The organism is Limnospira platensis NIES-39, assembly GCF_026000695.1.
GTDB classification, from domain to species: Bacteria; Cyanobacteriota; Cyanobacteriia; order Cyanobacteriales; family Microcoleaceae; genus Limnospira; species Limnospira platensis.
This window is the reverse complement of sequence record NZ_AP026945.1, coordinates 1,163,361-1,176,040: the sequence shown is the minus strand read 5'-3', so window position 1 is coordinate 1,176,040 and position 12,680 is coordinate 1,163,361. Positions and strand designations below refer to the sequence as shown.

The window sequence follows — 12,680 nt, the reverse complement described above, 5'->3', positions numbered from 1 at the left end:
AATTATCAATTGTAGGTTGGGTGAAGCGATAGCGCAACCCAACACCCAGCAAATAATCAATTATCAATTGTAGGTTGGGTGAAGCGATAGCGCAACCCAACACCCAGCAAATAATCAATTATCAATTGTAGGTTGGGTGAAGCGATAGCGCAACCCAACACCCAGCAAATAATCAATTATCAATTGTAGGTTGGGTGAAGCGATAGCGCAACCCAACACCCAGCAAATAATCAATTATCAATTGTAGGTTGGGTGAAGCGATAGCGCAACCCAACACCCAGCAAATAATCAATTATCAATTGTAGGTTGGGTGAAGCGATAGCGCAACCCAACACCCAGCAAATAATCAATTATCAATTGTAGGTTGGGTGAAGCGATAGCGCAACCCAACACCCAGCAAATAATCAATTATCAATTGTAGGTTGGGTGAAGCGATAGCGCAACCCAACACCCAGCAAATAATCAATTATCAATTGTAGGTTGGGTGAAGCGATAGCGCAACCCAACACCCAGCAAATAATCAATTATCAATTGTAGGTTGGGTGAAGCGATAGCGCAACCCAACACCCAGCAAATAATCAATTATCAATTGTAGGTTGGGTGAAGCGATAGCGCAACCCAACACCCAGCAAATAATCAATTATCAATTGTAGGTTGGGTGAAGCGATAGCGCAACCCAACACCCAGCAAATAATCAATTATCAATTGTAGGTTGGGTGAAGCGATAGCGCAACCCAACACCCCCCAACCCATAATCTATAGTTAGAGACTCGACCCACCTTTGAAAATCCATGACCAGCAACAGTTCATTAGAATAACGCCTAGCCGCCGTCGAAGCAGCCACCACCCCAATTATAGAACAGATTGCCCCTACTCAATCGATGAATGGGTTACGCGAAATCACCAGGTCTTTCAAGGATGAACCGGCTTTTGAGGAAATCCTAGCACTAGGACAAGCCATTCGTCGAGGGAATGAGTCTGTATTGGATGCACCGAACAGGATGGATGCTAGAATTGTAGCGATCGCACTGTCGAGGTCTATGATTTTATTAACCCGTAATCATCGAGGTTTTAGCAAAGTGACAGGATTGGTCATAGAAGATTGGACAATAGGAAGATAAATCAACCAGACAACCATGAAAGACTCAACCGAAACCCTGCTGATGTTAGCCGAACTCCTCGAAGCTGAACCGCCAATCCTACCGCCAGAGGCTGTGCAACCCGCTCAGGAATTGGCAGCCAACTTGCAGAATCTATCTGAAGCCGATATCAATCAGGCATCAGATATGATTATAGACTGGATCGGACAATTTCCGCAAGCCCAAAATCACTTGAAAAAAGCCCGGCGACAAAGAACCCGCAAACAAGCCGACGAACTCGAAGAAGATTCTCCCGATGAGATACAATACACAATTCCCAACTTCCAAATCATCGAAGAAACGGAAACCTTGGTGATTATTACTCCGGCTCCTAATTCCCCCCAAATCTCCTTGTTTATCTATGTTCGGGAAAGTTTGAGTCGATGGATTCAAAAAAAATAATTTCCCACACGGTTTATGCTCCCAATTTGCACCTTTTCGCGTTTCATCTGTGGCGAGGATTGACGGGGGAAACGGATTCCCTTGCGCCGCACCCGAAACAGTTATGGGAAAGGGGAGATGATATTTTAAAGGCGCTGGGTTTTACGGAACGCCTCGACATTTACGGCTACCCAGAAAACTCCCCAGAACCCCTCGGCGCGGAAATTAACCTGAATCCTAATAACCGTCTCAACCTCACGGGAACTCTGCCTAATTCTGAATTAAAAATAACGGGTAATATCTACACCCACCGACTGAATGATAGTTATAGCTTAACGGTTAATTTGCGCCGCCCAGAACAGGAAAATGGCGATAAAACTCCAGAGGTCAATATTTCATTTTGGCGCAATTTAAATACAGAAAGCCTGGTTTTTTTACCCGATTTTATCAAAAGCTCGCTCGGTCAAACATTACTATTAACGGCATTTTTGCCAGTACATGAACGCACAAAAAAGCCGGAAGATTTACAAAATTTTGCCCGCAATTGCTTGGCACAGGTGATGCCTTCCCGTAAGGTTGAACGTCCACCTTTGCACAAGCTGGGTGAGTTGTTCGGTAGCCCGTTTTTTGAGTTTGGCGGTCAAGTTGTTGACGGGAATTTAGAGGGGGAAGCGCAGGTGCAACCCCATATCATCATCTTCCTGTTTCGGGACGATTTAGCCAGTGAAAAATTCATCGATGCTTATCGCCAATTTATCAATCTATTTTACTATCGAAATAAGGTGCTTTCCGCCTACCGGGAAACGCGGACACTGTACCGCAAAACCTACAGCGCCTATACACAGTTAGAGCATAAAGTCAAGTCTTTTAAGCAAGAATTAACCCAAAATGAAACCCGTCTAGGGTTGACTGAGGCGCAACTGGAAGACCTGAAAAAGGTGTTAAAGGAATTGGCGGCGTTAGATTTGGAATATGCGCGACTGTTGCGAAACTATAAGCATTGTCGCAATACGATTAGCATCAATACGAAAAACTATCAAGTAACATTGACGGAGATTTTTAATATCCTCCAAGAGAAGGGTTATAATTTACAACAGCAGGAAATGGATGTTTTCGGGGAGTTTAGCGATCGCACTTCTCCCTATTTCCAAACCCGCATAGGGGACGAACTTAACTACTTTGTGGAAGGTTCGAGTTTAGCGGATAAAGCGATCGCCTCAATTCGTGGTATAGTGGAGATTGAACAAACCCAACGCGATCGCACCCGCCAACAACAAAACCAACAACTCCAAGACGAAATTCAGGCTTGGGGTGTAGCCATTGGGACGGGAGCCATTATCGCTTCAACTTCCGGGTTAATGTTTGAAGAACCGAGGATTTTTCCCCAACCTGAAAATGGCGGGGGAATTTCCCATCCTTTTGCGATCGCTCTTTTCGCCAGTTTTGCAGGTGCTATTCTTGGCTGGGGTGGGACTAAATTTCTCATCTGGTTGAGTCGTCGGAAAGGGTTTCCTTTTCGTTAGCTGGTGGGGGTCAAATAGGAGCGCTCGCCAAATAAAATACTATTTTCTACCATCGAAATAAGTCTGAAAAACCGCCTTAGCAATAGGCGCGGCGGATACAGAACCATAACCACCTCTTTCCACCAAAACAGCGATCGCAATTTCTGGTTTATCAGCAGGTCCAAAGGCGACATACATAGAGTTGTTGGGGTGTCCGGGAATTTCTACCGTTCCAGTTTTCCCTCCGGTTAAAGGAATAGAACCATCATTCAAAATTCTAGCAGTTCCCTCCTTAACCGTATCAATTAACCCCTGTCGGACCACATTTAAACTACCCGCCGAAATCGAAGTTTTAATGGGTTTAGTTTCATCGGTATTAGTTTGGGAAGCCAACAGGTGAGGCTGTACTCGATAGCCGCCATTCGCCACCGTACTGGTCATAACCGCCAATTCTAAGGGAGTAGCTAAAACCAACCCCTGACCGATCGCCATAGTCACAGTATCTCCCGTGTACCAAGGCTCATTATACCATGCTTGTTTTTCCTCTGGGGTAGGGATTTGACCATGATTAGCACCATCAAGTCCCAATAAATCCAAATTAATAGTGCCACCAATACCTAATTCTTTCCCCCATTTAGCAATTTGATGAGGTCCGGCTGCCATTCCCACCTGATAAAAAAAGGTATTACTACTAACAGCCAGTGCCTTTCTAAATCCAATAGTACCATAACCACTATTACTATGCTCATGAAAACTCACCCCACCAATGGTAATAGCCGCCGCAGTGGGTACAGTTGAATTAGGGGAAAATTTCCCCGATTCTATACCAGCGATCGCCGTAACAATTTTAAAGGTACTACCAGAGGGGTAGCCCTGTACAGCCCTATTTAACATAGGATTCTCGCCGCTTTGTAATTGTTCCCATTGTTGTGCAGTCATCGGACCAGAGAATATATTAGGATTGAAGCTAGGATGACTAACCATAGCCAAAATCGCGCCAGTTTTGACATCTAAGACTACTACCGCACCAGAGCGATCGCCTAAAGCCGTTTCCGCAGTTTTTTGTAGTGCGAAATCTAAAGTTAGCTGAAGTGGCTGACCAGGTTCAGGTGTTTGAATACCTAACTCCTGAATTTCTTCTCCCTGGGAATTAACCTCAATTAATCGATTTCCCCACACTCCCTCAAGGGAAGAGTTAGCTATACGTTCTATCCCCATTTTCCCGGTTAGCATTCCCATAGGGTATTGAGGATTAGCCTTTAATTCTTGTAAACTAGCAGCGCCAATATATCCTAAAATATGGGAAGCCAGATGATTGTGTGGATAATAACGTTGAGACTCCCCGCGAACTTCTACCCCTTTCAAATACTCAGAACGTTCGGCGAGAGCAATAAACATTCCCGGGCTAATATCCTGTTTAATTAGCACAAAAAGATGGGAATTATAGCCCTGATTTTCGATAAGATTAATAATTTCTTGTGGAGTGATATCAAGAATCGGACCCAGTTGGGTAGCAATTTCCTGCCACTGTTGGGGTGACTGTTCCCTAGGCCAAATATAAACTGATCGCGCCAAACGACTGCGGGTGAGTCTTTGATTATGGCGATCGAAAATTTCCCCTCGTTTCGCCGGAATAGGAACTAGGCGCAGTCGGTTATTTTCCGCTCTCTCCCAATTGATAGCTCCTTGAACTAATTGTAAATTAGCGAGTTGAACAGTGTACAAACAAAACCCGGCAGTAATCAACAACAGCAGGATAATACCACGATGCAGACGGCCACGGTAAGACTGATGCTGCTGCGGTTTATCAGAAATATATTGATTGTGAGGGGTAAACGGAGATTCACCAGCCATAGTTATCCTATCCAATGACCTACCTTTTATTTTTCAAAAGTGGTGTTATGAATCCGGAAAATCTATAGGCTGATTATTCCGTCGTGTAAACCTAAGGAGCAAATTGTTGTTCTTCGATGGTGACAGGTTGTTCCGCATTTTTCTTAGAGATAATAGGGTCTAGGGGAGTTTCCACAGGAGGACTAGCGCTAGGCTTTAGAGAAGTGGAAGCATTAACAATACCACCGGAGACGATAATTTTGAATGCTTCTTCTACCGATAGGGATAAGTCGATCGCTTCATGGCGGGGAACAATAGCATACCAGCCACTGGTAGGGTTAGGAGTAGTCGGCACAAAAACACCAATCATATCTTCCGATAGGTGAGATTGAATGGTAGAGTCTGCTGATCCGGTCACGAAAGCCAGAGTCCAGACTCCCCGTCGGGGATATTCTATCAGAACCACCCGCCGAAACTTATCATTGGAGTCTCTGAGTAGAGTTTCCAGAAGTTGTTTGAGGGTTTTGTAAACTGACCCCGCCAAGGGAATGCCTTGTAAAATCTGTTCACTGAGGTTAAGTAACCACTGACCAGCGATATTTCTAGCCATCAGACCAATGAACAGAATACCCATTAATGGAACGGCTAACCCCACTAAAATATTAAGTAGATTGACCAGAATAGGATTAAGGCCATCAAAGGGGTTAACTTGTTTAGGAATGCGGGTGAGAAATTTAATCACCGCTGTAGCCACGGTAATACTAAGCCAGATAGTTGTCGCGAGGGGAATTACCACCAGCAACCCGGCAATTAAATCATTTTTTAAATCATGTTTGAAGTTTTGGAACACGGGGGTTCACTCTCCTGTTGACTAAAATGATGGGTTGGGAAAAATGGCGACTGCTTACCCAAAATGGGTGAGGGGACTGGCTGACTGAATCCGACCAAGAAGCCCAGGAGTTTTTGAGCCTAGAACATTCGTTTTCGCTGTCGGTGGTTAGCAACGGATTCAACTAATCCCATGGCTAGAAAATTACTTAGGAGTGCCGATCGCCCATAGCTTAGAAATGGTAAAGGGATACCTGTAACTGGTGCTAGTCCGATATTCATGCCAATATTTACAAATACTTGGAATATCAACATTGACAATACCCCGATCGCAATTAAGGAGCCAAAACTATCCTTAGCAGTTTGGGCAATAATCACCAATCGCAGGCAAATTATCCAGAATACCGCCAAAACAATAATACAACCTATAAACCCCAATTCTTCCCCAATGGCAGAAAAGATAAAGTCGGTATGCTGTTCGGGAATAAAATCTAGCTGAGTTTGAGTGCCCTGATACAAACCTCGGCCATATAACTGTCCCGAACCAATGGCAATGCGAGATTGAATTAAGTGGTATCCTGCTCCTAGGGGGTCTTGCTCTGGGTTTAAAAATCCAATCAGTCGCTGTTTTTGATAATCTTGCAGAAACCCCCATAAAATATCTCCTAATTTTCCGGCTCCCAAATTCATACCCAAGGCTAGAGGTCCGGTCACACAGCGCCAAGGTAAACTCCACCAGCCGACAAACCCCATGGCTACAGCCCAAATAATTCCAGCAGGTTGATAGACTGTGGTTAAAATAGCTGCACAAATGGGGGACAATAACAGGATTAACCAACCGGGATGGACATTGCCCCAATACAACATTCCCAGGGTAATCATACCAAAGACGAGGGAGGTTCCTAGGTTGGGTTCAATTAATACTAACGCCCAGGGAACGGCGGCGATAATCAGCATTTTGATGGTGTCTGGAATACTGGGTATCTTGACCTCGTGCAGAAGTGCTGCCAAAACAATAATTATCCCCACCTTGGCAAATTCGGAGGGCTGGACGTGAAAACCACCAATATTAATCCAGCGTTGGGCTCCTAGGGCTGTGGTTCCGATAAATTGAACGGCAATCAGCGATAGGTTAACGATAATATAAACTATCCATTTCCAATCGATTAGTCTTTCATAGTTACTCCTGGCAATTATCATCGCTAGGATTAACCCTATACCTCCGGTGATCCAGTGTTGCCACCAGTCTGTCAGTCCTTGGTTGATTTCTACGCTACGGATCATGATGCCGCCTAACACGGTGAGGGCGACACAGGCGAGTAATAAAAACCAGTCTATTTCTGCCCAAGGTGCTAGGGGCGATCGCCTATAACTTTTTAATCTGGCTCTGAAAAACATATAATTTGGCGCTTGTTTAACTGTTTAACTTTAACCTACCCATGGAAACAGGTACAATCAAATCACTTAGGTATCACCTTTTTTGATGGGTTCATAGAGATATTCAAAGGCGTTACCGTCCGGGTCGCGACCGTAAAAGGAAGCGGTACCGTCTCGGTGTTCGTGAATGGGGGTAATTTCTGCCCCTTGTTGTTGTAATTGCTGATAGGCTGTTTCTATTTCCGTGCGATCGCTAAAGACAAACCCAAAATGGGATCTGGCTTGGCTGTAGCCTGGACCTAGCAAGGCGAGTCCATCATCTCCCGCCTTTAAATAGGCCCAATCGCTATCTTGCCATACTAATTCCATACCCAGATTTTGGTAAAAATTGGCAGCAGTCTTAATATCTTGGACACAGATGGCCACATGACCTAGGCGTTTGAGTTGCATAATTCAGAGATTAGGGTTTATGGTTGCTATTTTACGAAGAAAGTGAGCAAAACCGCCCACTCTCCCCCACTGTCAATTACTTTAACCCGCCTTGACCAGTTCTTTGTCAGCGGTGCGATCGCTCTGGACCGGCGCACTCAAAGCCTCTTCTAGGGATGATTTCCCCAGACGTTCTTCTAGGATATCCATTACCGCCCGTCCAAAATCATTAGGGTTTCGTTTCCACGCTTCTAAACACACTTCCCCAAACAAGGACCCCAAGGGTTCTGGGTTCCACAGAAGTTTCCGGGCTGTCCAAGGCATCAAACTCATGGGATTATAATTGCGATCGAGTATACCGTTTTTAAAGGCATATTCTTCTAAATGGGTGTGAGGTTGTAAGCCAATAAAAAAGATGGCAGGTTCGACTTTATCCGCCCCAAAAATTGCCTCCAATTCCCGATGATAAGCAATGGTTTGGCGGATAGTGTCCAAGGTTTCATCAATTACATTAAACGAATAGTTAACAGACACCAAATCATTAAATCCGGCTGCTTTTAAATCGCGGCAATTTTCTAATACTACCCGCAGATTATATCCCATCCGCATTTTTCTGACTAATTCCTGTGAGCCGCTGGTGATACCGATTTCAAAATAATTCATTCCGGTTTTAACCATCAGATCACACAATTGGGGGGTGAGATTATCAGCCCGAATATAAGCCGCCCAATTGATATCATTCATGCCAGCATCAAGGATTTTTTGTAGCAGTTCGACCGCATCATCAATAAATCGACGGGCGGGGATAAATTGAGCATCTGTAAACCAGAAATTCCGAATGCCACGATGGTAAAGTTGCTTCATTTCTGCGACTACTTCATCAGCGGGATTAATCCTTACCTGTTTACCTTCAATTACGGTATAGACACAATAACAGCAGTTGTGGGGACAACCACGCTTAGTCTGAACACCGATATAAAAATCCCCGTCCTGAAAATAGTAGTCAAACTCCGGCCAAACTTCGCTGATATAATCATAGTTGCAGGCGGTTTTCTCAATATTAGTCGGTTTTTCATGAATCATGCGATCGCGTGGTTGAGTTTGTCCGACCACATAACAGCGTTCATTACTGAAGTCTTCACCCCTCAATAATTTTTCTAATAAAGCCTCTCCTTCCCCCACAGAAATAATTGTGCCATCAGGGAGACTCTCCCCTAATTGTTCATAAAACACACTCACCGCGCCGCCACCTACTAGCGCGCGCGCTTGGGGTTGATAGCGTCTGGCTCGGTTGAGTCCCTGCCGTACTAAACTGGTATTGCGCCACAGTTCGTTATAGTAGGATGCTGCTAACCGTAATCCCCCTAAAGCACCCCGCAACTTAACTAGGGGGTTTTTGGCATAGTAAAACTCAAAGGCATTTTGCAGAGGATTTCCGCCCCGTCCACCCACGGGAGCATAAATTTGGATATCCCGCCACGAAAATACTAACAGCGTCGGCTTAAACTCGTCAATGCAGCTATTGAGGGCTACACTATAGTCTAGGGGGGGAACAGTCCCTAAATCAAAGATTCGCTGTTCTACAGACCCAAATAGCTTATGTACATGGTCTGCTAGGTAAACTACCCCTATGGGGAAGATGGGGTTACAAGGGAGGCGAACGTATAGGATTTTTTGGTCCATGATTTTAAATGAGTGAATGGCTTGCTTATTAATATAACTTAACAATATAGCTGGCTGTTTTCATCTTACAATCATTAGCTGTGGCTGATGAATTTGCTGCGATCGCCTAATTTGAGCCGATTGGGTGATTGGTCAAATATATGAGAGTGGGTGGGTTCAAGGAAAAAATCATGATCGATTGGTAGTCCGGATTACAACCAATAGCGATCGCAAAGTGTTAGTTTGGCTGTATACCAAACTCATATTGCAATACTCCTTAACATGGCTCAAATTCTTGATCCCCTACCCTATAACAGTCCTGGCCGAGTTCTCTGCTGCTACGTTAACGCTACTAGCAATATTCAGATTGCCAGAATTAGCAATGTCCCTAATTGGTATTTTGAGCGGGTGGTGTTTCCCGGTCAGCGTTTAGTGTTTGAAGCTATACCAGAAGCACTTTTAGAGATTCACACAGGAAAAATGGCTAGTTCCATTCTATCCGATAAGATTCCCTGCGATCGTCTGCAAATTGACCAAGAACTCCCAGCCATTGATGAAGTCCACCCCAGTGCCGCAGCTATAGCTTACCATGAAAGGGTCACAGGTCGCAGTTCTGGAGCCAAGCCCTCAGTTTTAACAACTCCCGCTTTGAGTTCTATTGATTAACCAGTAGGGTGCGTCAGACCCAGATAATCGGAATCATCACCAGACCATGGAAAACTGACGCACCAAAGTAGGGTGCGTCAGACCCAGATAATCCGAATCATCACCAGACCATGGAAAACTGACGCACCAAAGTAGGGTGCGTCAGACCCAGATTATCTCAATCACCACCAGACCATGGAAAACTGACGCACCAAAGTAGGGTGCGTCAGACCCAGATAATCGGAATCATCACCAGAGTATCTACAACTGACGCACCAAAGTAGGGTGCGTCAGACCCAGATTATCGGAATCATCACCAGACCATGGAAAACTGACGCACCAGAGTAGGGTGCGTCAGACCCAGATTATCTCAATCACCACCAGACCATGGAAAACTGACGCACCAAAGTAGGGTGCGTCAGACCCAGATTATCTCAATCACCACCAGACCATGGAAAACTGACGCACCAAAGTAGGGTGCGTCAGACCCAGATAATCGGAATCATCACCAGAGTATCTACAACTGACGCACCAAAGTAGGGTGCGTCAGACCCAGATTATCGGAATCATCACCAGACCATGGAAAACTGACGCACCAAAGTAGGGTGCGTCAGACCCAGATAATCCGAATCATCACCAGACCATGGAAAACTGACGCACCAAAGTAGGGTGCGTCAGACCCAGATAATCCGAATCATCACCAGACCATGGAAAACTGACGCACCAAAGTAGGGTGCGTCAGACCCAGATTATCTCAATCACCACCAGAGTATCTACAACTGACGCACCAAAGTAGGGTGCGTCAGACCCAGATTATCGGAATCATCACCAGAGTATCTACAACTGACGCACCAGAGTAGGGTGCGTCAGACCCAGATAATCCGAATCATCACCAGACCATGGAAAACTGACGCACCAAAGTAGGGTGCGTCAGACCCAGATAATCCGAATCATCACCAGACCATGGAAAACTGACGCACCAGAGTAGGGTGCGTCAGACCCAGATTATCTCAATCACCACCAGAGTATCTACAACTGACGCACCAAAGTAGGGTGCGTCAGACCCAGATTATCGGAATCATCACCAGAGTATCTACAACTGACGCACCAAAGTAGGGTGCGTCAGACCCAGATTATCGGAATCATCACCAGACCATGGAAAACTGACGCACCAAAGTAGGGTGCGTCAGACCCAGATTATCGGAATCATCACCAGACCATGGAAAACTGACGCACCAAAGTAGGGTGCGTCAGACCCAGATTATCGGAATCATCACCAGACCATGGAAAACTGACGCACCAAAGTAGGGTGCGTCAGACCCAGATTATCGGAATCATCACCAGACCATGGAAAACTGACGCACCAAAGTAGGGTGCGTCAGACCCAGATTATCGGAATCATCACCAGAGTATCTACAACTGACGCACCAAAGTAGGGTGCGTCAGACCCAGATTATCGGAATCACCACCAGAGTATCTACAACTGACGCACCAAAGTAGGGTGCGTCAGACCCAGATTATCGGAATCATCACCAGACCATGGAAAACTGACGCACCAAAGTAGGGTGCGTCAGACCCAGATTATCTCAATCACCACCAGAGTATCTACAACTGACGCACCAAAGTAGGGTGCGTCAGACCCAGATTATCGGAATCATCACCAGACCATGGAAAACTGACGCACCAAAGTAGGGTGCGTCAGACCCAGATAATCGGAATCATCACCAGAGTATCTACAACTGACGCACCAAAGTAGGGTGCGTCAGACCCAGATTATCGGAATCATCACCAGACCATGGAAAACTGACGCACCAGAGTAGGGTGCGTCAGACCCAGATAATCGGAATCATCACCAGACCATGGAAAACTGACGCACCAGAGTAGGGTGCGTCAGACCCAGATTATCGGAATCATCACCAGACCATGGAAAACTGACGCACCAGAGTAGGGTGCGTCAGACCCAGATAATCGGAATCATCACCAGAGTATCTACAACTGACGCACCAAAGTAGGGTGCGTCAGACCCAGATTATCGGAATCATCACCAGACCATGGAAAACTGACGCACCAAAGTAGGGTGCGTCAGACCCAGATAATCCGAATCATCACCAGACCATGGAAAACTGACGCACCAGAGTAGGGTGCGTCAGACCCAGATAATCCGAATCATCACCAGACCATGGAAAACTGACGCACCGGAGCCATATCTGAGCCACTGCAATCAACCCGATCTGATATTAATATTGTGTTGATAGCAGTGAAGAACTCGTTAAAAATATGGATTCAGAAAATGTGGTTTTTCGTATTTCCCCAATTGTGCGAATAACCTTGCTAAGTTTGTATGGTGCGTTGATGATTCCTCTCCCATTCCTAGCTATCGTCGCCGATACACCCATTTCTCCCCAACTATTATGGGGAGGTATTATTTTAGGGGGTGTGGCTGTCTACGGGGCGCTGAGTGAGCGAGTAGTGGTGAACGATCGCACTATTGAAGTAACCTATCCGGCGTGGGTGCGACTGTTTTGGCGGCGGGGTTGGTGTTTAAATTGGTCAGAGGTGCGATCGCTACGTCCGAGAACCACCGGACAAGGCGGATTAGTTTATTATTTCCTCAGTGAGTCTGGGGAAGGTTATTTGCTACCCATGCGAATTGCTGGCTTTGGGAAGTTAGTGGCGATCGTGCAACAAAAAACCGGAATTGATACTACTGACGTGCGGCCTTTATCTCAGCCCTGGATGTATTTAATTCTGTTCTGTTGCACTCTCCTGTTAATCCTAGTCGATATTTGGACAATTGCCAACGTCTTTAACGCTTAGGTTAAATTCTCACCTTCCCCAAGGCTGATCAGATGTATGATCAGATTATCCCCCATGCCAATATTGT

Annotated in this window: 10 protein-coding genes; 5 read left to right on the top strand and 5 right to left on the bottom strand. The window is 45.6% G+C overall.

The window, feature by feature from the left end; translation table 11 throughout:
* Nucleotides 1-881 precede the first annotated feature (881 nt).
* The 3 genes from N39L_RS05925 to N39L_RS05915 are packed head-to-tail and all read left to right on the top strand — an operon-like array spanning nucleotide 882 to nucleotide 3,043.
* Nucleotides 882-1,121 carry a PIN domain-containing protein gene (locus tag N39L_RS05925; RefSeq protein ID WP_006617645.1) on the top strand — a complete coding sequence of 80 codons (240 nt, stop codon included), beginning with the start codon at nucleotides 882-884 and terminating at the stop codon, nucleotides 1,119-1,121.
* 15 nt (nucleotides 1,122-1,136) lie between these two features.
* Nucleotides 1,137-1,541 (top strand): hypothetical protein, encoded by a 405-nt coding sequence (locus tag N39L_RS05920; RefSeq protein ID WP_006617646.1) that lies wholly within the window; start codon nucleotides 1,137-1,139, stop codon nucleotides 1,539-1,541.
* Nucleotides 1,523-3,043 (top strand): hypothetical protein, encoded by a 1,521-nt coding sequence (locus tag N39L_RS05915; protein WP_006617647.1) that lies wholly within the window; start codon nucleotides 1,523-1,525, stop codon nucleotides 3,041-3,043. The genes N39L_RS05920 and N39L_RS05915 overlap by 19 nt, the downstream gene beginning before the upstream one ends.
* A 39-nt stretch (nucleotides 3,044-3,082) precedes the next feature.
* On the opposite strand, the gene mrdA is transcribed toward N39L_RS05915, so the two are convergent.
* The 5 genes from mrdA to N39L_RS05890 form a co-directional block, all read right to left on the bottom strand.
* Nucleotides 3,083-4,876, bottom strand: a complete 1,794-nt coding sequence (gene mrdA / locus N39L_RS05910) for a penicillin-binding protein 2 (protein ID WP_006617648.1) — start codon at nucleotides 4,874-4,876, stop codon at nucleotides 3,083-3,085.
* Between the two features lie 91 nt (nucleotides 4,877-4,967).
* The gene (locus N39L_RS05905; protein ID WP_006617649.1) at nucleotides 4,968-5,705 is read right to left on the bottom strand and encodes a DUF502 domain-containing protein; all 738 of its coding nucleotides are present in this window, start codon (nucleotides 5,703-5,705) and stop codon (nucleotides 4,968-4,970) included.
* A gap of 119 nt (nucleotides 5,706-5,824) precedes the next feature.
* Nucleotides 5,825-7,081, bottom strand: coding sequence for a rod shape-determining protein RodA (rodA, locus tag N39L_RS05900; RefSeq protein ID WP_006617650.1), 1,257 nt, complete (start codon nucleotides 7,079-7,081; stop codon nucleotides 5,825-5,827).
* Between the two features lie 66 nt (nucleotides 7,082-7,147).
* Entirely contained in the window at nucleotides 7,148-7,510 is a 363-nt protein-coding gene (locus N39L_RS05895) for a VOC family protein (protein ID WP_006617651.1), read from the bottom strand.
* An 81-nt stretch (nucleotides 7,511-7,591) separates the two neighbouring features.
* Nucleotides 7,592-9,172: a photosystem II high light acclimation radical SAM protein gene (locus N39L_RS05890; RefSeq protein ID WP_014274600.1), complete on the bottom strand. Its 1,581-nt coding sequence runs from the start codon at nucleotides 9,170-9,172 to the stop codon at nucleotides 7,592-7,594.
* Between the two features lie 261 nt (nucleotides 9,173-9,433).
* Between N39L_RS05890 and N39L_RS05885 the strand changes: the two genes are divergently transcribed.
* Together N39L_RS05885 and N39L_RS05880 are read left to right on the top strand one after the other, a co-directional pair.
* Nucleotides 9,434-9,817, top strand: coding sequence for a DUF1830 domain-containing protein (locus N39L_RS05885; RefSeq protein WP_014274599.1), 384 nt, complete (start codon nucleotides 9,434-9,436; stop codon nucleotides 9,815-9,817).
* A gap of 2,256 nt (nucleotides 9,818-12,073) precedes the next feature.
* A complete protein-coding gene (locus N39L_RS05880) occupies nucleotides 12,074-12,613 on the top strand; it encodes a hypothetical protein (RefSeq protein WP_014274598.1) in 540 nt (179 codons plus the stop codon).
* Nucleotides 12,614-12,680: the final 67 nt, after the last annotated feature.

What these genes read in the sequence shown, in the direction of transcription:
- N39L_RS05890 (WP_014274600.1), bottom strand. Translation starts at nt 9,172, where the DNA reads ATGGACCAAAAAATCCTATACGTTCGCCTCCCTTGTAACCCCATCTTC.
- N39L_RS05885 (WP_014274599.1), top strand. Translation starts at nt 9,434, where the DNA reads ATGGCTCAAATTCTTGATCCCCTACCCTATAACAGTCCTGGCCGAGTT.
- N39L_RS05915 (WP_006617647.1), top strand. Translation starts at nt 1,523, where the DNA reads ATGGATTCAAAAAAAATAATTTCCCACACGGTTTATGCTCCCAATTTG.
- rodA (WP_006617650.1), bottom strand. Translation starts at nt 7,081, where the DNA reads ATGTTTTTCAGAGCCAGATTAAAAAGTTATAGGCGATCGCCCCTAGCA.
- N39L_RS05880 (WP_014274598.1), top strand. Translation starts at nt 12,074, where the DNA reads ATGGATTCAGAAAATGTGGTTTTTCGTATTTCCCCAATTGTGCGAATA.
- mrdA (WP_006617648.1), bottom strand. Translation starts at nt 4,876, where the DNA reads ATGGCTGGTGAATCTCCGTTTACCCCTCACAATCAATATATTTCTGAT.
- N39L_RS05920 (WP_006617646.1), top strand. Translation starts at nt 1,137, where the DNA reads ATGAAAGACTCAACCGAAACCCTGCTGATGTTAGCCGAACTCCTCGAA.
- N39L_RS05895 (WP_006617651.1), bottom strand. Translation starts at nt 7,510, where the DNA reads ATGCAACTCAAACGCCTAGGTCATGTGGCCATCTGTGTCCAAGATATT.
- N39L_RS05925 (WP_006617645.1), top strand. Translation starts at nt 882, where the DNA reads ATGAATGGGTTACGCGAAATCACCAGGTCTTTCAAGGATGAACCGGCT.